Genomic DNA, 20,515 nt, shown 5'->3' with positions numbered 1-20,515 from the left:
GGCCCCACAAAACTTGGGTGCCGATCACCCCCCCCCCCCCCCCCCCCCCCCAGGCGCAGGCGCTTCGGGACGCGGCTTTCGCGAAGGCGTTCGACGAAGGCTTCCGATGGATGCGCATCTCTTTCCCTGGGCTGAGGTCCAGCCAAACGCGCCGACCGACTAGAACTGGGCCGCCGTGGAGCCGGCAGTCGCCTCGGCCGTCGCTGCTGGGTATTCGGTGCTCGTCAGCTTTCGCGACGGTCCCCAATGGATAAGGGATAGCACCCCGACCCCCAACGCGTGCGAGGGGACGAGAAACGTCCGGAATCGCTGCCGCCCCTCGCTGGGCAATAGGGTGCACTGTCGGAACTTCGTCCGCGAAGCCGTGAAGAAATATAGTCCGATCGTCCGCGCCCTGGGGGCTCTGGAGTGAACCGTAACCGCTGCAACTTCTGGCAAGGAAACTCCGGGCGAGTGGCGGAGCAGGATGCTTGTGCCAGGCTTCAGTGGTGCAAAAGAAGGCGCTGCGCTAGCTGGCAAGCAAATCACGATTGCTGCGCCGGGGTGGTCCGGGGCTCCTGGAAACTTCAACGATCGAATGTGTGTTCACATTTCACCGCTACGGCAACGTGCAGACGATGAAGGACATCATCAATGATGCGCAGGCGTATGGTTGCTGCACGGCAGGCCACACCGACTGCCTAACGGTGTTCTGGGTGACCGAATTTGGCTACGACGACGACAATGCCGCGGGGAGCAAACAGCAATGCCACGTATGCAGCTGGGGTTATCCGGGGCAAGGGGCTGGCAGTGCAGCCGTGGATGTTCTGAATCACTGCCTCAATCGTACGAAGTGCGGTCGGATCTTCTACTGGGATTTGATAAATCGCACTGCGCGCCCCGATTCCACGTGTGCATGCGACCCCGCGCTGCTCAATCCCGACGGATCGGAGCGCGATCGATTCGAGGACGTCGGGGATTTCATCGGACACTACCCGTGACGGGAGTCGATCTGTGACAGCTTGTGTTATGCAGCCTGGTCGGCTGTAGAGGAGATGTGGTTTCGACGTGGTTTGTAGACAGGGTTAGGTGTCCCGATTGTGATTCGCCGATAAGTGGAGCCTGGCCTACCGAGCTATCCTGCAGGGAGTGCTCGAGGCGATTCCAGAGTGAGGGTGGTCGGCCCGACCTCCGCCCATCTGTCGATCGCCAGGTGAATCTTCTCTTCGCGAACTGTCAGAGGCGAATTACGCTTCCCGAGACCACTGACGCACCGCGCGGGGCATATTCGGGGCATGTAACTACTCGAACGAGTCGTCACCAGCTTGATCGCCTTGCCGGCGCTAGCGGCCTCGACGTTTTGGATTGGGGTTGCGGAACCGCCGATTATCGCCGTCCTGTCGAATCACTGGGACACCGATATGTTGGACTCGACGCTTCGGGGTCGGGAGCAGATTTGCTGGGGGATGTTCACTGCCTTCCCTTTGGCGACCAAGCGTTCGACTACGTCCTTACCAATGCCGTGCTCGAGCATGTAACGAACCCGTTTCTCGCGGTGCGCGAGGTGGCGCGGGTGTTGAAGCGAGGAGGGAAGTTCGCTGGCAGCGCTGCATTCTTGGAGCCCTATCACTACGGGTCGCTCTTTCATTTGAGCGCCGACGGTGTGGTTCACGTCTTGGAATGTGCAGGGCTGCGGGTGGACGGAGTATGGCCGGAAGAGGGCTGGCTCGTCTTTGACAGTCTGGCCCAAATGCATGGGCCGATCTCGTGGCCTAGTCGCAAGCTATTGAAGATGGCTGGAGTCATCGAGCGCCTTGTTCGCCGTCGGCACTACCACCCGAGATCGATTGGTCAGGCACGCTGGCTTCGTTCGAAGTCGGCCAGTGAGTATCGGGACGACATGCTCGCGATCACTGGACAGGTCGACTTCGTCGCGACCAAAGTCTGAACCACGCTGGGCGGTGCCGTAAGCCCCCCGGTCGAGGACACCACGCATAGGTGGACTCCGGCGGGGTGCGGGGCCGCGGGAGAAAGCGCGTGGGCGGGACGTCCCCCAGCGATTCGTGCGGCCGGTGATCGTTGTAGGTCACGAGCCAGTCGTCGGTCTGGCGCTGCACCTCGCGCACCGACCCGAAGAGGTGCGCGTCGAGCACGTCGTGGCGGTAGGTCCGGTTGAAGCGTTCGATGAAGGCGTTCTGATCGCTTGCCGGGCTGGATGTACCGGATCGCGATGCGATGCTGCTGACACCAGTCGGCGAAGAGCTGGGCCGTGAGCTCCGGGCCGTTGTCGACGCGTAGAGCCTCGGGCCGCCCGTAGAGCTCGATGAGCTGCTCGAGCACGCGCACGACGCGGGCGGCTGGCGCGGTCCCGACCTCGATCGCGAGCGCTTCGCGGTTCGCCTCGTCGAGGACGTTGAGAGTCCGAAAGGGCCGGCCGCCGTAGAGCGCGTCATGCATGAAGTCGAGGGCCCAGATGCCGTTGAGCGTCGCGGGCGCGACGAGCGGCTGGCGGAGGCGAGTCGGGACGCGCCGCCTCGTGCGCCGCGGGAGATTCAAGCGCAGCGCGCAGTACACGCGATGGACATGCTTGTGGTTCCACCCGTGCCCATCGAGGCGCAGGCGCGTGAAGCACTTCCAGAAGCCCCAGCGGCCGTGCTGCTCGACCACCGCCAGCAGCGCCGCGATGACCGCCGCGTCCCGGATCGCGGGATCCGCCGGCCGCCGATACCATGCCGTCCGCGACAGCCCGACCGCTCGGCACGCGCGTCGAACCGGGAGCCGATGCTCCGTGACCAGGATCGCCGTCACCTGGCGCCTCGTGGCCGGCCCTACAGCTTTCGCTGCAGGACGTCCTTGATCGCGGCGTTCTCGAGCGCGAGCTCCGCGTACATCCGCTTGAGTTTCGTGTTCTCGGCCTCGATCTCCTTCAGCCGCCGCAGCTCCGCGACGGACGTCCCGGCGTACTTCGCGCGCCAGTTGAAGTAGGTCGCGCGGCTGATGCCGTGGCGGCGTAACAGCTCGGCCATCGGCACGCCGGCTTCTCCCTCCCGCAAGATCGACACGATCTGCTCTTCCGTGAAGCGGGACTTGCGCATGTTCCCCTCCTGCGACGGCCCGCGGAGTCTACCATCGCGCGGTGTCCGGACGAGGGGGGCTTTACAGGGAGACAGTTGACACGCGAGCCATATTGCGACTATCTATGCTACGAGGTTTTCGGGCGGCGCAGTTGTCGCGGACACTTTAGCGCAGTTTGCACTCCTGGGCGCAGTTTTGCGGTACGTGCTAGCGCCTCGTCACAGGAGGGACTCCAAATGGCGAATGCTCGGCATTGGCGAGCTCGGCAGGCAGTGCTGGGGCTAGCGTTGTCTATTACGAGCCTGTTGCTGATTGCATCAACACCCTACTGCGACTCCCCGAACAGTCCGAGCTATTGGGGTTTCAACGACTCGTACGATCCGGCAGCCGTAACACCAGCCAATCTGAGCACCGCCTACGAAGGCGGCTTTCGATGGGTTCGAATGGCCATCTCGTGGGCGAGTGTGCAGCCAAATGGAACAGATCCGGTCGCGCAATGGGTCTGGGGGCCAACGGATGCCGCGATCGCCCAAGCGTGGGCGGCGCACCTTTCGATTCTCATCACGTTTGCAAACGTTCCTCCATGGGCGAGCCAGCCGGGGACGAACGCGGAGTGCGTTGGTGCGGTAAAGCCTGGATCGACACCGAACCCTCCCGCGAACAACCAGCATTTTCTCAATTTCACGCTCGAAGTCGCGAAGCGCTACGGATCCTTTGTGCGCGCATGGGAGCTCTGGAACGAACCTGATCGGTGCAACTACTTTCGCGGCACAGCACAGCAGTATCAGGACCTTATTTTGATCCCCGGTTGGTTTGGCATCACGCTATCTGGGGCACCTTCGATGATCGTAGCGCCAGGAATCAGCGCGCCACACGGCAACATCAAGGCCACTTTGGATCGGTACCTAACGCACAAAGTTGGCTCTCAACGCTTCTTGACCGTGCCATTGGAGGCGTTCACGTTTCATCGGTATGATAGGGTGGCTGACGTTAAGCATACGATGGACACGGCCGAGACGTACGAACGATGCACTCAGGATGGGGCATGCGTGAGGCGGTACTGGTTGACGGAGTTCGGCTACGATAATTCACCGCAGCGATGTCACATCTGTAGCTGGGGGAATCCCACTCAAGGGCCCGGCAACGCCGCTGTCAATATTTTCCAGTACTGCGGGCGCACTGCGAGTAATTGCTTCAAGGCGTTCTACTACAACCTCATTAATCTGGTCGATCCGGCGTTCCGAATTTGCGCCACAGGCACGTCGACGTGCTCGTGCGATACGGCACTGCTTAACGCCAACAACGTGTGCGCGCCGAATGGGAATGGTTTGCAGCCCAGCCCTACGGCGGGACAGCCTCGAGCGCGTTTTACTACGATCAGCCAGTACCTTCTTGCGCATCCATAGCCGTCACGAATGAGACTATTTGGTGGGCTGGCGTGGTGGCTGTCGTCGGCTATCGGATGTTCGTGTATTGACGCGACACGAGTGGAAAGCACCAGGGCACAGGCCTGGCGGCGGCAGCGGGACCGGTCTTAGTGTCGCCCGACCAGCTACCGCAAGGATTGGACTTGCCCCGGCCGGGCGAACACCTGGGTTAAGCCGCTGCGCGGCGATGCCAGTAGCGATCCTCGTAGGCACCCGGGCTCAGCATGTCGATCGCCGAGTGCCGCCGCTGGCGGTCGTAGACGGCTTCGATCCAGCGGACCGTCGCCGTCCGCGCCCGGGCCCGCGTCGGCCATGACGCGCAGTCGATAAGCTCGAGTGTGGTGTTCCCCTCGGTTTCGTACATCGCCAGGCGCCAGCCGACGATCGTGCGTCGTAGCAGTCGATGATTGCCGTCAGGTGGCACCAGCCGTCGCGGCCGCAAAAGAGATGCGTCGTGTCGATGCCCCAGCGCTCTCATTCGGCCGGGTGGCACGCGAGACCCAGCCCGGCACCCGAGGTTCGCCGGCCGCGCTGCGCGGTGTAGAAGTACAGTCGGAAGAGTGCCGAAGTCTGCGGACTCTCCTGCTCCAGAGCACACGCGACGGATCTCATCCGCAGTGAGCACTCGATCTCGTGCATGGTCGGCAGCGGGCCGCTCGATGCGAGCGCATGGTGATGCCGCAATCAATTCGCGCGCGATGGCGAAGTTCCATACCGTCCGTAGTAGCGCGAGCGTTCGGTTCGCCATCGCCGGAGTCCGCTCGGCCAAAACCTCTAGAGGTGATCGCGAATGTCGCGCCGCGAGATCTCAGCGAGGGCTCTCGGCCCCCAGGATGCCGGGACGTAGCGCCGCAGCATGTACTCATCGGCCTGCCAGCTGCGTTTCTTCACCTTAGCGTGGCGCTCGATGTACTGGGTCGTTAGGTCTGCGAACGTTGGCGCGTGGCGCTGGGCTTTAGCTACCGCCGCAGGGTCGTGTCCTTGAGTCACCGCAGCGAGCAGCAGTTTCGCCTTCGCGCGGGCGTCCGCGATGCTGACGAGCGGATAGCGGCCGAGTGTGATCCGTCGAACGTATCGACCTCGGTGGGTGGTACGTGACAGTCCAGGTGCGAGCGCCCCCTGCCGCAAACCGGAGGCCGAAGCCAGGCAGGCCGGCGTCGATGTAGTTGATCTGACCTCGCACCGGTGATTCGAGTGCGCGGATGGTTCGGTCGTCAAGCTTGAGTCTTGGCATTCGTGTTTCCGCAGAGCGCCAGGCTACGAATAGGCTACGGATTCAACGGAACAGCGTGTAACACGACGAAGCGCGCAGTGCACGAGAATGCAAGGGGCGCAACGATTTGAGCGCAGGATGAAACAGCCTGAGACGCGGGGAAACACCGCGATCTTCCACGGCTGGTGGATCGTCCTCACCGCCTTTCTCTGCCACGCCATCAACGTCGGCCTCATGTTCTACGCCTGGGGCGTCTTCCTCACTCCGCTGGCGGAGACCTTCGGCGGTCGCGGCCGGGTCGCGCTCGCCTACACCTGCACGCAGCTCGCGCAGGCGGCGTACGGGCTCGTCGTCGGCCGCGTCGTCGATCGGCACGGGGCGCGTGGCGTGGAGATCGCCGGCGCGTGTCTCCTCGCGGCGGGGTTCGCGCTGCTCTCGCAGGTCGGCAGCCTGCCGCTCCTCTACCTGTGCATGGCCGGGCCGATCGCGCTCGGCTCGACGTGCATGGGCGCGCTGCCGAACAACGCCGTCGTCGCCCGCTGGTTCGTGCGGCGCCGCGGGCAGGCGCTCGGCATCGCCACGGCGGGCATCTCGGCCGGCGGCATCGTCATGGCGCCGCTCGCGCAGTGGCTCATCGTGCATCGCGGCTGGCGCGAGGCCTATCTGGTGCTCGCGGCGCTCGTGCTCGTCGTCGTGCTGCCGCCGGTGCTGGCGTTCATGCGGCGCGACCCGGCCGACCTCGGGCTCCTGCCGGACGGCGAGCCCGCGCCGCGCGGCGCCGGCCACGCGGCGCTCGAAGCGGTCGAGCGCGAGCTGGAGCGCTCGGTGCGGCCCGAGGTCGCGGTGCGCAGCGCGGCGTTCTGGCTGCTCGCCGTCTGCTTCGGGCTCACGATGGCCGGGCTCGCGGGCGTGCTCCTCTTCCAGATCCCGCTCCTCATCGACCGCGGCATGGACCCGACGCACGCGTCGTTGGTGCTCGGCGCCACCGCGGCGATGGGCGTCGTCGGCAAGCTCGGCTTCGGCGCGCTCCTCGATCGCTACGATCAGCGCCGCGTTGCCGCCGCGTGCTTCCTGCTGCAGGGCGCCGGCGTCCTGCTCCTCTGGGCGACGCACAGCACCCCGGGGCTGGTCGCCTACGTGATCCTCTACGGCTATGCGATGGGCGGCAACGCGACGCTGCAGGCGAGCCTCGTCGCCGAGGCGTTCGGCCGCGTGCACTACGGCGCCATCAGCGGTCGCCTGGTGCCGTTCATCGTGTTGGCGCAGGCGGCGGTCATCCCGGCGATGGCGTCGCTGCGCGACCACACCGGCAGCTTCGGGCCGGCGCTGGGGGTGGTGATCGCAGCGTCGGTGGTGGCGACGGTGCTGGTGCTGCGCATCCGGCTGCCCGGGCGCGAGCGACTGGCGCGCGCGGCATAGGATCCGGACGGTTTGCGCGCTCGCGCGCAGGCTCTAGAATCGCGCGCCGCGCGCATGGGATTCCTCTTCGCCTCCGCCTTCCACGACGAGTTCGGCACCTGGCCGCTCGCCTACGTGCCGTACGGCGGTGCGGACGTGGGCGAGATCGCCGCCGTGGCGAAGGCCGTCGGCGACGGCGACGACGCGGCCTTCCACGGCGCCTGGGTGGCGGCGGGCGACCGCCTCGCGGCGGAGGCGACGGAGCGCCTCGCGGCGGGCCGGGGGGCGAGCGCGCGCGAGCTGTGGCTGCGCGCCAGCTGCCACTACATGACGTCGCTCCATCCGCTCTACGGCGATCCGGTCGACCCGCGCCTCGTGGCGGCCTTCCGCAAGGGAACGGCCGCGCTCGAGCAGGGGCTCCTCCTCGACGCGGCGCCGGCGACGCGGCTCGCGATCCCGTTCGAGGACGGGGCGATGCCCGGCTGGCTGGTGCCGGCGGCGGGACGCGCCGCCGAGACGCGCCCGCTGCTGATCCTCACCAACGGCTACGACGGGACCATGACGGACCTCTACTGCGCGTCCGCGGTGGCCGCGTCGCGACGCGGCTACCATTGCCTTCTCTTCGACGGCCCGGGACAGGGCGCGATGTTGGTCGAGCGGGGCATGCGCCTGCGTCCCGACTGGGAGACGGTGGTGCGGGCGGTCGTCGACGTCGCCGTCACGCTGCCCGGCGTCGATCCGGCACGCATCGCCCTCTACGGCTGGAGCCTCGGCGGCTACCTGGCGCCGCGCGCCGCGAGCGGCGAGCCGCGCCTCGCCGCCTGTGTCGCCGACCCGGGCCTGTGGAGCGTCGCCGAGGGCTTTCGCGCCGCCGTCGTCGCGCTCGGCGCGACGCCGGCGGCGGCGCGCCATCTCGCGGGGGTCGCGCAGGAGGTGCTCGATCGCTTCATGGCCATGGTGGAGGGCGATCGGCGTCTGCGCTGGACGATCGTCCAGCGCGGTTTCTGGGTGCACGGCCTGACGAGCCTGCGCGACTACCTCGCCGCCGTCGAGACCTTCACCCTGGACGGCCGCACCGAGCGGATCCGCTGCCCGACGCTGCTCACCGTCGGCGAGGACGATCGGCTCGGCGCGTCCGCGCCGGCGCTCTACGCGGCGCTACGCGGCCCGAGGGAGCTGCTCCGCTTCACCGCGGCCGAAGGGGCCGGCGACCACTGTGAGATGCGCAACCGCTCCCTCCTCAACCGTCGCGTGCTCGACTGGCTCGACGGCGTGCTCGGTGCGTGAGCGGCGCGCGGCGCATCAGGGGGCGTAATCGAACACTCGCTCGGTCTTGCACGGCGCCGGGCCTTCGACGTATCGAACCCCCCGCATGCGCTACGCGTACACGCCCGAGCAGCTCCGCTGGTGCGACGAGGTGCGTGCCTTCTGCCGGGCGAACGTCACCGAGGCGCTGCGGGCCGAGCTGCGCCAGGCCGGCAACGAGGGCGACGGGCCGCTGGCCAAGGCGTTCCATCGCCGCCTCTTCGACAAGGGGTGGTGGGGCGTCGGCTGGCCGAAGGACTTCGGCGGCATGGGCAAGGCGGCGGTCGAGCAGTACGCCTTCATCGAGGAGATGCAGCTCGCCGGCGCGCCGGCGATGAACCTCTCGATCACCTCGGTCGCGCCCACCATCCTGCGCGAAGGCACCGAGGCGCAGAAGGCGCGTTGGCTGCCGCCGATCCTGAAGGGGCAGGTCGAGTTCGCCGTCGCCTATTCGGAGCCGAACGCTGGCACCGACCTCGCCAACGTCTCCACCAAGGCCGAGCTCGACGGCGACGAGTGGGTGCTGAACGGCCAGAAGATCTGGAACACCGGCGCCCACACCGCGACCCACAACTGGGTCGCCGTGCGCACCGAGCCCGAGGCGCGCAAGCACCAGGGCATCTCGATGATCATCGTCCCGATGGACACCCCTGGCATCGAGGTGCAGCCGATCTGGACCATGTCGAACATCCGCACCAACGCGGTCTTCTTCGACAACGTCCGCGTGCCGAAGGACCACCTCGTCGGCGCCCGCGGCATGGGCTTCTACTACGCGATGATGGCGCTCGACTTCGAGCGCATCCAGCTCGGCTGCACGGGCATGCTCGCGCGGCTGCTCGCCGAGCTGAAGGCGTTCGTGCGGAGGACGAAGCGCGACGGCCGTCCGCTCGGTACGATTCCCTGGGTACGGCGCGCGATGGCCGACCTCGAGATGCGCGTCGAGGTGGGCCGGCAGATCGGGCTCCTCAACGCCTGGCTGATCGACCAGGGACAGGTGCCGACCAAGGAAGGCTCGATCGCGAAGGTGTACGTCACCGAGCTGAACGCGCACCTCGCGTCCGTCGGCCTCGACATCCTCGGCCTCGCGGGCCAGCTCGCGCCCGAGGACGACGCCGGCCCGCTCCACGGCCGCCTCCAGTGGCTCTACACCATCGCCCCGATGCAGCGCTTCGGCGGCGGCACCAACGAGGTCCAGCGCATCATCATCTCGCAGCGCGGGCTCGGCCTCCCGAGGAAGTGAGCGCATGCACCTCGCCCCGACCGACGAGCAGCAGGCCGTCGCGCACGAAGCGCGTCGCTTCCTCGACGCCGAGCTGACGCGCGAGCGCCGGCTCGAATGGGACGCGCTCCCTGCGGGGTACGATCCCGCGTTCTGGCGCGCCGTCGCCGAGCTCGGCTGGCTCGGCTTCGCGCTGCCCGAGAAGTCGGGCGGGCAGGGCGCGTCGCTGCTCGACCTCGGGCTCCTCGTCGAGGAGTGCGGCCGCGCCGTCGCGCCGCTCGCGCTCTTCGCCGCCTGGACGGGCGGTCTCGCGCTGCAGGCGCTCGGCACGCCGGCGCAGAAGAAGGCGTGGCTGCCGGCCATCGCGCGCGGCGAGCGGCAGGTGGCGCTGGCGGTGAGCGAGCGCGGCGCCGCGCTCGAGCCGTCGGCGATGACGACGACGGTCACGCGCCGCGGCCGCAACCTCGTCGTGCACGGCGAGAAGGATTTCGTCCTCCAGGGCGTCACCGCCGACGCGTTCCTGGTCGCCGGCTGCGATGGTCGCCGCGGCGTGTCGGTCGTGCTGGTCCCGCGGGACGCGAAGGGCGTCACGGTGACGCCGCTCGCGACCTTCGCCAAGGACCGGCAGAGCACCGTGAGGCTGCGCCAGGTGGCGCTGCCCGCCGACGCGCTCTGCGGCACGCCGGCGACGGCATGGCCGAGGCTCGAGAAGCTCCGCCGCACGTTCGCGACGCTCCTCTGCTGCGACCTCATCGGCGGCGCCGACACCGTCCTCGAGATGACCGTACGCTACGTCGGCGAGCGCGAGCAGTTCGGCGCGAAGCTCGGCACGTTCCAGGCCGTGCAGCAGATGGTCGCGGTGATGGCGATCGAGCTCGAGGGCGCGCGCCACGTCGCACGGCAGGCGTTGTGGCGCCTCGCCGAGGGCCTGCCGTCCGAGCGTGAGATCGCGATCGCGAAAGCCTGGGTGGGACGCGCGTACCGCGAGATCACGCTCATGGCGCATCAGCTCCACGGCGGCGCGGGCTACGTCGTCGAGCATCCGCTCCATCGCCACACCTTGCGCGCCAAGCAGGCGGAGCTACTGTTCGGGTCGTCTGAGGACTGGCTCGACACGCTCGCGGACCAGCTCCGCCTCGCGCCGCGCGTGGCGTAGCGCCGCGCTCGCGCTGCTGGCGGCCCTGCTGCCGGCGCCGGCGCACACGCAGACGCCGCGGGACGGCTTCGCGGTGACGGTCGCCGTCGACGGCCTGGCGCAGCCGACGGCGGTCGCTTTCCTGCCCGACGGCCGTCTCGTGATCCTCGAGCGGGGCGGGGCGGTGCGCCTGTGGACGCCCGACGACGGCCTGCGTCCGGCGCCGGTCGGACGCTTCCCGGTCTGCACGGCGTCCGAGATGGGGCTCCTCGGCGTCGCCGTCGATCCCGAGTTCGCGTCGAACCGGCGGCTCTTCCTCTACCTGACGCACCCGCCGGGCGGCGATCCGGCGCGCTGCGGCGAGGGCTCGCAGGCGGGCCGGCGCAACCGCGTCGTACGCACCACGCTCGACGGCGCCGCGCTCGGGCCCGCCGAGGTGATCCTCGACGGCCTGCGCACCGACAACGGCAACCACGACGGCGGCGGTCTCGTCGTCGGGCCGGACGGCTTCCTCTACGTCGGCGTCGGCGACACGGGCCGCGGCGACTTCGGCGCGCCGGGGGCGTCGACGAACCCGTACGCGCGCGACCGCGAGGCGCCGGAGGGCAAGATCCTCCGCCTCACCCGCGACGGCGCGCCCGCGCCGGGGAATCCGTTCGCCGGACAGGGCGGCGCCGCGCCGCTGGTGTACGCGCTCGGCCTGCGCAATCCCTTCCGCTTCACGATCGACGTGACCACCGGCCTCCTGTGGGTCGCCGACGTCGGGCAGAACACCTTCGAGGAGATCGACGTCGTGCGCGCGGGCGACGACCTCGGCTGGCCGCGCTGCGAGGGGCGCGAGCCCGTGTCGCAGTGTCCCGGCGGCACCGTGCCGCCGGTCTACGTCTACGCCCACGGCGGCGACGACGCCTCGGTCACCGGCGGGCCGTTCTGGGACGGCGACTACGTCTTCGGCGACTTCGTCCTCGGCCGCGTCTGGACGGCGTCGCTCGCCGCCGCGCGCACGGGCTTCGCGGCGGCGCCGGAGGTGCTGGTGCGCGACGTCGGGGGGCCCGTCGACTTCGTCGTCGGCCCGGACGGGGCGCTGTGGATCGTCGCGTTCCAGCGGGGCCGCGTCCTGCGCGTCGCGCGCGACGACGGGGCGGTGTCCACGCGCTGCGGCGCGGCGCTCGTGCGGCTCGCGGTGAAGGGGCTCCGGCGCGCGGCGCGTACCGTCCGGCGCTGCGAGCGCGGCGGCGGCCTCGACTGCGCCGCCGCGCCGGCGGCCGCCCCCGTGCCCTCGTGCGCCGGGCAGAGCGCGCCTGCGACGTGCCGCCGCCCGCGCTCTGCGCCGCGTGCGAGCCGTGCGGCACGCCGCCGACGCGGCCGCCTGTGCGCAGGCCGCCGGCGTCGTGCTCGCGAACCAGCTGGCGCGCGAGGCACGGCTCGCCGGCGAGGACGCTGCGCCCGCCGGCTCGCCCGCGCGCAGACCTCGGCCGCCGTCGCGCAGCTGCGCGGGCGCGCGGTGCCGCGCGCTCGCCCGGCGGGTGACGCGCGCCTGCACGCCGGTGCCGCCGGGCCTCTGCACGCCCTCGTTCGCCTGCAGCCCGGCGTGCGGCGACGCCGCGGCGCTGGGGCGTGCGTCCCGCCGGCGGCGGGTGCGCGCGGCGGCGCGCTGCGGGCGCGTCTCACGGGCGGCGGCTGAGCGCCGCTCAGCTCGCGGCCGACAGGAGGATGCCGACGACGCCCGCCGCGACGATGCACAGGGGCTCGAGCGCGCTGCGTACGCGCGGCAGCACGGCGAGCATGGTGAGGAAGACGAGCAGCGTCGGGACGTCGAACACGGCGCGTCTGCCGAGGACGACCGCGGCGCCGGCGATGGCGCCGGCCGCCGCCACGGTGACGCCGTCGACGAACGCCTTCACGCGCGGATCGTGGATCGACCGCCGGAAGTAGCGGGCCGGGATCACGGTGAAGACGTAGCAGGGCAGAAACACGGCGACGGCGGCCACCGTCGCGCCGGCGGGACCGGCGGCGAGCCAGCCGATGAAGGCGACCGTGATCACGACCGGACCGGGCGTGATCATGGCGACGGCGACCGCGTCGAGGAACTGGCGTTCGCTGAGCCAACCCAGCTCGCTCACCACGCCGCCGTGGAGGAACGGGATGATCGCGAGCCCGCTGCCGAACACGAACGCTCCCGCCTCGCTGAAGTACCAGGCGATCGTCCACAGCGTCGCGTTGCCCGCGGGACCGTGCAGGCCGGTGACGAGCCAGGGCCAGGGCAGGAGCACCGCCGCCGTCGAGCGCGCGGGCAGACCACGGGCGATCAGCGTCACGACGCCGCAGAGCAGGAACACGGCCAGGGGTTCCGACTCCGTGACGACCGTGACCAGGGCGCTCGCGCCGAACAGCGTCCACAGGAGACGGTCGTGGCCCAGCGTCGACTTCGCGAGCTTCCACGCGCTGCGCGCGATGATGGCGATGACGGCGGCGCCGATGCCGTAGAACGCGCCCTGCATCCACGCGAGCCCGCCCGTCGCGACGTAGAGCCACGACAGCGCCATCACCATCACGAACGACGGCAGCACGAACGCGATCGAGACCAGCGTCGCACCGGCGATGCCGTGGCGCAGCCAGCCGAGGTAGATGGCGAGCTGCGCCGCGAGCGGGCCCGGGGCGAGCTGCGCCAGCGCGAGGCCCTCGCGATAGTCGCCCGTCGTGAACCAGCGGCGTTCCTCGACGAGGTCGCGCTGCATGTAGCCGACGAGCGCGATCGGTCCTCCGAAGCCGAACGTGCCGAGCCGCAGGAAATAGAGGACGAGGTCGCGGCGCGTACAGGGAACGGTGTCGGTCACGGGCGTCTCCGTTGGAACCAGGCATGCAGGCCGTCGAAGACGGTGGTGCCCTGGGCGAGGCGCTGCTCGTCGTCGGCCGCCGTGCGGCAGATGCCGGCGATGAGGTGCTCGACGCCGGCGGTCTCCGGACGATCGTGGCGCTGCTCCTTCAGGTCGACGTCGTGGACGATCTCGGCGATCGGGCCGAGCGCCGGGTCGTCGAGGGCGAAATCGCGCAGCAGCACTTCGAACGTGCAGAGGTCGCCGTCGTGGGTGAACTCGGCGTCGAACATGTCGAAGCGAAGCTCACCGTCCGCCGGGACGTGGCCCTTCGGCGTGACGAAGCGGAACCGTGCCGTCGGGTCGATCGCGCGGCGGATGAGCCAGGCGCTGGCGATGCGGTCGATGTGGATTCCGCGCCGCGTGACCCACGTCCGCCCCTGCACGTCGTCCCGCTGCCAGGGGCGGCGTGCCGCGCGCGGCGTGGACGGCTGGGGGTGCAGGCGTGTCTCGATCGCCGCGAGGAGGCCTGCGGCGGCCTCGCGGCCGGGGGCACCGAAGAAGTCGATGCGCTGGACCTCGGCGAGCTGCTTGCGCAGGCGCCCGAGCGCCGTGTCGAGGCGCGCGCGGACGTCGTCGGCGAGGGGGCGCCGGCGCGCCGCCGGGACGGTCTTCGCGAGCGCGCGGATCTCGGCGGCGAGACGGCGGTAGTCCGCCTCGCGGAGCGCCACGAACGTCGCCCGGACTTCCGCGTCGTCGAGCCCGTCGACCAGCCGGGCCTCGCAGAGCGACCCCTGCGCGCCGGCGGTGCGCAGCTCGCGCAGCACCCATGCGAGGTCTTCGCGCGTCTCGTCGCCGTTCGGGAGCACGTAGACCGAGTTCTTGAGCGAGAGCGCGCCGAGCGTCTGGAGCCGCCGCCACACCTTCACGCGCAGCGAGGCGGGGCGCGGGGGGATCTGGTGGATCAGCACCAGCCAGGGCAGGACGGGAGGCTCGGCAGCGGCCATGGGCGTCGCCCCTAGTACGGGTGTGACGTGCAATGCAACGACTGTTACACCGCAGGCGGGGCCGTGTGCCGGAGGCCGCCCTCTGCTAGACGCCGCGCATGCGCTTCGGCATCCACGCCGGCCCCCAGGACTGCACCCTCGCCGAGCTGCGCCGCCTCTGGCAGGTCGCCGACACGCAGGGCTTCCACTGGTGCTCGGTGTGGGACCATCTCTACTCGGTCTCCGACGTCTCGAACCCGGCGAAGCCCTGCTTCGAGGGCCTCACCACCATGGCGGCGCTCGCCTGCGAGACGCGCAACGTGCGCGTCGGCTCGCTCGTCTTCTGCACCGGCTACCGCAACCCCGGCGTGCTCGCGAAGGCCGCGGTCACGATCGATCACCTCTCGAGCGGGCGCTGCGAGCTGGGGCTCGGCGCGGGGTGGAACGAGCGCGAGTTCCAGGCGTTCGGCATGCCGTTCGGGCCGATCCGGGACCGGCTCGATCTGCTCGAGGAGACGGCCGTCGTGCTGCGCCGGCTCTTCGACGGCGAGCGCGTGACGTTCCAGGGACGCCGGCTGCACCTCGACGACGCGCTCTGCGACCCGCGGCCGGTGCAGGAGCGGCTGCGCCTGTGGATCGGCGGACAGGGCGAGAAGCGCATGCTGCGCATCGTCGCGCGGCACGCCGACGGCTGGAACTTGCCCTTCCTCCCGCCCGAGATCTGGGCCGCGCGCAACCGCACGCTGAACGACTGGTGCGACCGGGAGCGCCGTGATCCCGCCGCCATCGTGCGCAGCGCGAACGTCGGCCTCGCCATCGGCGCCGACGCCGCACGCGCCGCGACGCAGGAGGAGCGGCTGCGCCTGATGTTCGGCCCGATGACGGACTGGGTGAAGCCGGGCCACCTGCTCGGCACGCCCGGCCAGGTGCGCGAGCGCGTCGCCGAGTACCGCGACGCCGGCGTCGAGTGGCTGATCCTCGCGCTGCGCGCGCCGTTCGACTGGGAGGGTCTCGAGCTCTTCGTGCGCGAGGTCATGCCCGCATTCACGCGCCGATGACGGCAGGCGCCCGGGCGGCGATTTTCACTTGACGCCAAGGCGCGATCGGCTAGCTTGCCGGGTAGCACGCCGAACGCCAGTCAGGGCTCGCCTGTGGCGCGCCGGCGGTCGCCCTCGTACGACCGCCCGAACGTCGCCTGCTGGTCCCTCCTGCCGACGCCTCCCGGCGATCTTTCCGACGACGCATGGGCTCGCGGACGATCACAGAGGAGCGCTCCCGCGGTCCGCCGCGAGGGGGATGCTCCGACGCAACGTCCAGTACGACCACGGTGGCCGCGGGAAGGCGTGCGCCGTCCCGCGGCGCGAACCCGAAGGAGGATACTCATGCAGCATCGTGTGGTCACCGCGCTCGCCGGCGCGGCCGTGGGGCTCGGTCTCCTCGCCGCTCCGCTGCACGCACAGTCGTTCAACGTCCCGTCGAAGGCGAAGACGCTCAAGGGCGAGCTCGTGAAGGCCTTCGACGCCTGCACGACGCCGACGGACTCGACCAATCCGCCGGTCGCCCTGCCGGCCTGCTCGGTCAGTACGCCCGATACCGTCTGCAACTTCGGCTCGAAGGGCAGCGGCAAGTTCTCGACCGCCGTCAGCAAGACCGACGTCAAGGTCAGCGCCACACTGGGCGGCCTCGACGCCGGCTGCGAGGGCCAGACCCTCACGGCCGGCGCCAACGCGCGCGTCACCACCACCGACTGTCAGTCGGGCGACGACTGCACCGTCGTCGACCTGGTCGGCTTCCCGGTCGGTGACTGCGTGGTCGCGAAGGGCAAGTGCAAGATCAAGACGACGGTCGAGGGCGCGATCGGCCTCGGCACCAACGTCTTCAAGGACGGCGAGGTCGTGAGCATCGAGATTCTCGGCGTCGACGTGCTGCGGGCCGGCATGCGGACCTTCTCCAGCGGCCTGCGCATCGGGCCGAAGTAGCCCGGGGAGCGCGACATGGACGAACCGCCCCCAGCACCGGGCGGGGATCGGCGCGGCCGGCTGCCCGCCCGCGTCGGTCCCCGTCCGGTTCGCTTCGCTTCGTTCGCCGGCGCGGTGTACACCCCGCCGCATGCTGATCTGGCTCGACGGCCGGCTCGTGCCGCGCGACGAGGCGAAGATCTCGGTCTTCGATCACGGGCTGCTCTACGGCGACGGCGTGTTCGAGGGCATCCGCGTCTACGCTCGTCGCGTCTTTCGCCTCGCCGAGCACCTGGACCGCCTGTACGACTCCGCCCGCGCGCTGGCGCTCGACATCCCGATGGACCGCGCGGCCATGGCCGGCGTCGTCGAGGAGACCGTCCGCGCCAATCGGAAGGACGACGCCTACATCCGCCTCGTCGTCACCCGGGGCGTCGGCGACCTCGGCGTCGATCCGGCGCGCTGCCCGGTGCCGACGATCGTCTGCATCGTCACCGACATCCAGGTGTATCCGCCCGCGCGCTACGCCGCCGGCATCGCGGTGATCACCTCGGCCACGCGCCAGGTCTCGCACGAGGCCTACGACGCCCGCATCAAGTCGCTCAACTATCTGAAGAACGTCCTCGCCAAGATCGACGCCACCCGGGCCGGCTGCGAGGAGGCGATCATGCTGAACGGCGACGGCTTCATCGCCGAGTGCACGGCCGACAACCTCTTCGTGGTGCGCGCCGGCACGCTGCTGACGCCGTCGCCGCAGGACGGCGCGCTCGCCGGCATCACGCGCGGCGCGATCCTGGCGCTCGCCGGCGAGGCCGGCGTCGAGGCCCGCGAGGCGCGGCTCGGTCGCTTCGACGTCTACACGGCCGACGAGGTCTTCGTCACGGGCACCGGTGCCGAGGTCATGCCGGTCACGACGGTCGACGGGCGGCCGGTCGGCGACGGCACGCCCGGCCCGGTGACGCAGCGCCTGCAGGACGCCTTCCACGCCTTCGTGCGCACCCAGGGCACGCCGTTGTGGTGAGCCGCGAGAGCCATGCCGCTCGACGAGTATCGCCGCAAGCGCGACTTCAAGAAGACGCCCGAGCCCGGCGGCGGCACCGTCGCGTCGGCGGGCGGCTTCTACTGCATTCAGCACCACCACGCGCGCCGCGAGCACTACGACTTCCGCCTCGAGCTCGACGGGGTGCTGAAGAGCTGGGCGGTGCCGAAAGGCCCGAGCCTCGATCCGCACGAGAAGCGGCTGGCGGTGCACGTCGAGGATCACCCGCTCGAGTACGGCTCGTTCGAGGGCGCCATCCCGGCGGGCGAGTACGGCGCGGGCGACGTGCTGCTGTGGGACGTCGGCCGCTGGGAGCCGATCGGCGATGCGCACGCCGGCTATCGCGCGGGCAAGCTCAAGTTCACGCTGCGCGGCGAGAAGCTGCGCGGCGGCTGGATGCTGGCACGCATGGGCGGCCGGGCGGGCGAGGGCGGCAAGAACTGGCTGCTGCTGAAGGAGCGCGACGCCGAGGCGAAGCCGGCGACCGACGGCGACGTCCTGCGCGAGCGTCCCGAGAGCGTGCACGGCCTGCACCGCGGGCCGCTTCCCGAGCGCGTCGCGCTCCAGCTCGCGACGCCGGCCGCCGCGGCCCCCGAGGGCGACGGCTGGCTGCACGAGATCAAGTACGACGGCTATCGCGCGCTCTGCCGCATCGCGGGCGGCACGGCACGGCTCTTCACGCGCAGCGGCCAGGACTGGACGGCACGCTTCCACGGCGTCGGCGACGCGGCGGCGGCGCTGCCGGTCGACGGTGCGTTCCTCGACGGCGAGATCGTCGTCCTCGGCGAGGACGGGCGCTCGCGCTTCGAGGCGCTCCAGGAGGCGCTCGCCGGCAACGAGCCGGCCCCGCTCACGTACGTCGTGTTCGATCTGCTGTTCGAGGACGGCGTCGACCTGCGCGAGCAGCCGCTCGAGCGCCGCAAGGCGCGGCTCGCGGCGCTGCTGCGCCGCGCGACGGACGCGGGCGTCCTGCGCTACGGCGACCACGTCGTCGGCCGCGGGCCGGCCTTCCTGCGCGAGGCGTGCGCGCACGGGCTCGAGGGCATCGTCGCCAAGCGGCGCGACGCGCCCTGGCGCGCGGGCCGCACGACGGACTGGCTGAAGGTGCGCTGCGGGCAGCGGCAGGAGGTCGTCGTCGGCGGCTTCACCGATCCGGGCGGCGCGCGCGGCGGGCTCGGCGCGCTGCTCGTCGGCGTCCACGACGGCGGCGGGCGTCTCGTCTACGCGGGGCGCGTCGGCACCGGCTTTTCGATGGCGGGGCTCGATCGCCTGCGCGCGCAGCTCGGGGCGATCGAGCGGGCGACGTCGCCGTTCGCGCCGTTCGACGACGTGCCGCCCGCGACGTACTGGGTGGAGCCGACGCTGGTGGCCGAGGTGGGGTTCACGAACTGGACACGCGACGGGCGCCTGCGCCATCCCGTGTTCGTGGGGCTGCGCGAGGACAAGCCGGCGTCGGAGGTCGTACGTGAGGCCGCGTCCGCGGCGGCGCCGGCCGCACCGCCGCCGCGCGGCCGGCGGCCCGACGAGCCGACGACCGTTGCGGGCGTGCGTCTCACGCATCCCGATCGCGCGCTGTGGCCCGAGGTCGGCGTCACCAAGCTCGAGCTGGCGCACTACTACGTCGCCGTCGCCGACTGGATCCTGCCGCACGTGGCCGGCCGGCCGCTGTCGCTCGTGCGCGGGCCGCGCGGCTGGAACGGCACCACGTTCTTCCAGAAGCACCGCGCCGACGGCCTTCCCGACGCGATCCGCACGGTGGACGTCGCGGGCGAGGAGGACGCGGGCCCGGTCGCACACGTGATGATCGAGGACACGGCGGGGCTCGTCGGCCTCGTGCAGGTCGACACGCTCGAGCTCCACGTGTGGGGGGCGCGCGCCGATCGCGTCGAGAGGCCGGATCGGGTGGTGTTCGATCTCGATCCGGACGAGGCGCTGCCGTGGGCCGCCGTCGTGGCGGCAGCCCGCGCCGTGCGCCTGCGGCTCGAGACGCTCGGGCTGGACAGCGTGGTCAAGACGACCGGCGGCAAGGGGCTGCACGTCGTCGTGCCGCTCGAGCGCCGCCACGGCTGGGGACTCGTGAAGGCGTTCGCGCGCGCGGTGGCCGTCGACGTCGCGAAGCGCCTGCCGGACCACTTCACGGCGAACGCGGCGAAGGCCGACCGTCGCGGGCGCGTCTACCTCGACTGGCTGCGCAACACGCGCGGGGCGACGGCCGTCGCCGCGTTCTCGGCCCGCGCGCGGGCCGGCGCGCCGGTGTCGATGCCGCTCGGCTGGGACGAGCTCGACGCCGTCGTCCCCGCGAGCCTCACCGTGCGCACGGTGCCGCCGCGTCTCGCGGCGCTGGCGGCGGATCCGTGGGCGTCGGTGGCGACCTCGCGGCAACGGCTCGGGGCGACCGTGCGCCGCGTGCTGCACCTGTCCGACCTCGACTGACGCCGCCCCGACGTCACGACGCCGGCACGGGCGGCGACTCGCGCTCGAGGCGGACGGCGACGGATCGGGACGTGTCGGCGAGCATCCCGATCCAGCGGTCGGCCCAGCCGTAGCGGCGGCGCAGGAGGGCGCGGATGCGCGCGTGTCCCTCGGGACCGGCTACGATCGTGGCCCGGCGCGGCTCCGCGGCGCCGCCGCGCACCAGCGCTACGTCCGGGTCGCGGGCGACGTCCTCGAGAAAGGGCCGCTCGGGGGACGCCGCCTCGATCCACTCGGCGCCGCCGTCGTCGGCGATCCAGACCCGCGTCACCCGCGCGGCACCGTCGGGCCCGCGGGTCCGCAGCTCGACGACCTCGCCCCCTTCGAGCGCCATCGCCGTCACGAGCATGCACACGGCGAGGGCGAGGGCCGCGAGACGGAGCAGCGTCCGCATGCGCGGAGCCTTCGCGATGGGGAGCCGGCGTGTCAATGTGCTGACGGGGGCGGTGCCGCGCGATCTGCCCGTGGCGTTCGGCCGCGGGCGGCGATTCAT

17 protein-coding genes and 1 pseudogene are annotated in these 20,515 nt (G+C 70.8%); 12 read left to right on the top strand and 6 right to left on the bottom strand.

All coding sequences use genetic code 11. The features are described from left to right. The first annotated feature begins 617 nt into the window (after window positions 1–617). The gene (locus tag KIT14_21650; GenBank protein MCW5893128.1) at window positions 618–980 is read left to right on the top strand and encodes a hypothetical protein; all 363 of its coding nucleotides are present in this window, start codon (window positions 618–620) and stop codon (window positions 978–980) included. Window positions 981–1,192: 212 nt separating this feature from the next. Continuing rightward, on the top strand, window positions 1,193–1,927 hold the full coding sequence (locus KIT14_21645) for a class I SAM-dependent methyltransferase (GenBank protein ID MCW5893127.1): 735 nt from the start codon (window positions 1,193–1,195) through the stop codon (window positions 1,925–1,927). Between the two features lie 79 nt (window positions 1,928–2,006). Here the strand turns inward: KIT14_21645 and KIT14_21640 are convergent. After that, a pseudogene (locus tag KIT14_21640) lies at window positions 2,007–3,074 on the bottom strand (IS3 family transposase). 423 nt (window positions 3,075–3,497) lie between these two features. Between KIT14_21640 and KIT14_21635 the strand changes: the two are divergent. Continuing rightward, the gene (locus tag KIT14_21635) at window positions 3,498–4,460 is read left to right on the top strand and encodes a hypothetical protein (GenBank protein MCW5893126.1); all 963 of its coding nucleotides are present in this window, start codon (window positions 3,498–3,500) and stop codon (window positions 4,458–4,460) included. Between the two features lie 190 nt (window positions 4,461–4,650). Here KIT14_21635 and KIT14_21630 read toward each other — a convergent pair whose 3' ends face one another. After that, window positions 4,651–4,845: a hypothetical protein gene (locus KIT14_21630; GenBank protein ID MCW5893125.1), complete on the bottom strand. Its 195-nt coding sequence runs from the start codon at window positions 4,843–4,845 to the stop codon at window positions 4,651–4,653. A gap of 410 nt (window positions 4,846–5,255) precedes the next feature. Beyond that, window positions 5,256–5,699, bottom strand: coding sequence for a DUF4102 domain-containing protein (locus KIT14_21625; protein ID MCW5893124.1), 444 nt, complete (start codon window positions 5,697–5,699; stop codon window positions 5,256–5,258). A gap of 133 nt (window positions 5,700–5,832) precedes the next feature. Between KIT14_21625 and KIT14_21620 the strand changes: the two genes are divergently transcribed. The 5 genes from KIT14_21620 (at window position 5,833) to KIT14_21600 (ending at window position 12,435) form a co-directional block, all read left to right on the top strand. Further along, the gene (locus KIT14_21620) at window positions 5,833–7,113 is read left to right on the top strand and encodes an MFS transporter (protein MCW5893123.1); all 1,281 of its coding nucleotides are present in this window, start codon (window positions 5,833–5,835) and stop codon (window positions 7,111–7,113) included. Window positions 7,114–7,167: 54 nt separating this feature from the next. Then, window positions 7,168–8,379: an alpha/beta fold hydrolase gene (locus KIT14_21615; GenBank protein ID MCW5893122.1), complete on the top strand. Its 1,212-nt coding sequence runs from the start codon at window positions 7,168–7,170 to the stop codon at window positions 8,377–8,379. 85 nt (window positions 8,380–8,464) lie between these two features. Continuing rightward, window positions 8,465–9,637, top strand: a complete 1,173-nt coding sequence (locus KIT14_21610; GenBank protein ID MCW5893121.1) for an acyl-CoA dehydrogenase family protein — start codon at window positions 8,465–8,467, stop codon at window positions 9,635–9,637. Between the two features lie 4 nt (window positions 9,638–9,641). After that, complete coding sequence (locus KIT14_21605; protein MCW5893120.1) at window positions 9,642–10,772, top strand: acyl-CoA/acyl-ACP dehydrogenase; 1,131 nt, start codon at window positions 9,642–9,644, stop codon at window positions 10,770–10,772. 73 nt (window positions 10,773–10,845) lie between these two features. After that, the gene (locus KIT14_21600; protein ID MCW5893119.1) at window positions 10,846–12,435 is read left to right on the top strand and encodes a PQQ-dependent sugar dehydrogenase; all 1,590 of its coding nucleotides are present in this window, start codon (window positions 10,846–10,848) and stop codon (window positions 12,433–12,435) included. Window positions 12,436–12,442: 7 nt separating this feature from the next. Here KIT14_21600 and chrA read toward each other — a convergent pair whose 3' ends face one another. Next, complete coding sequence (gene chrA / locus KIT14_21595; GenBank protein ID MCW5893118.1) at window positions 12,443–13,609, bottom strand: chromate efflux transporter; 1,167 nt, start codon at window positions 13,607–13,609, stop codon at window positions 12,443–12,445. Then, window positions 13,585–14,574: a chromate resistance protein gene (locus tag KIT14_21590; GenBank protein ID MCW5893117.1), complete on the bottom strand. Its 990-nt coding sequence runs from the start codon at window positions 14,572–14,574 to the stop codon at window positions 13,585–13,587. Before KIT14_21590 ends, chrA begins: the two co-directional genes overlap by 25 nt. A gap of 98 nt (window positions 14,575–14,672) precedes the next feature. Here KIT14_21590 and KIT14_21585 point away from each other — a divergent pair, with 98 nt between their 5' ends. From KIT14_21585 to ligD, 4 genes are all read left to right on the top strand, one after another. Then, window positions 14,673–15,611 carry an LLM class flavin-dependent oxidoreductase gene (locus KIT14_21585; protein ID MCW5893116.1) on the top strand — a complete coding sequence of 313 codons (939 nt, stop codon included), beginning with the start codon at window positions 14,673–14,675 and terminating at the stop codon, window positions 15,609–15,611. 324 nt (window positions 15,612–15,935) lie between these two features. Next, window positions 15,936–16,532 carry a hypothetical protein gene (locus KIT14_21580; GenBank protein ID MCW5893115.1) on the top strand — a complete coding sequence of 199 codons (597 nt, stop codon included), beginning with the start codon at window positions 15,936–15,938 and terminating at the stop codon, window positions 16,530–16,532. 130 nt (window positions 16,533–16,662) lie between these two features. Beyond that, entirely contained in the window at window positions 16,663–17,532 is an 870-nt protein-coding gene (ilvE, locus tag KIT14_21575; GenBank protein ID MCW5893114.1) for a branched-chain-amino-acid transaminase, read from the top strand. A 12-nt stretch (window positions 17,533–17,544) separates the two neighbouring features. Then, window positions 17,545–19,983 (top strand): DNA ligase D, encoded by a 2,439-nt coding sequence (gene ligD / locus KIT14_21570; protein ID MCW5893113.1) that lies wholly within the window; start codon window positions 17,545–17,547, stop codon window positions 19,981–19,983. A 13-nt stretch (window positions 19,984–19,996) separates the two neighbouring features. On the opposite strand, the gene KIT14_21565 is transcribed toward ligD, so the two are convergent. Next, window positions 19,997–20,416 (bottom strand): hypothetical protein, encoded by a 420-nt coding sequence (locus KIT14_21565; GenBank protein ID MCW5893112.1) that lies wholly within the window; start codon window positions 20,414–20,416, stop codon window positions 19,997–19,999. Between the last annotated feature and the right edge of the window lie 99 nt (window positions 20,417–20,515).

Source organism: bacterium (assembly GCA_026129405.1).
Taxonomy (GTDB): domain Bacteria; phylum Desulfobacterota; class Binatia; order DP-6; family DP-6; genus JAHCID01.
This window is presented reverse-complemented; position numbering and strand designations above follow the sequence as displayed.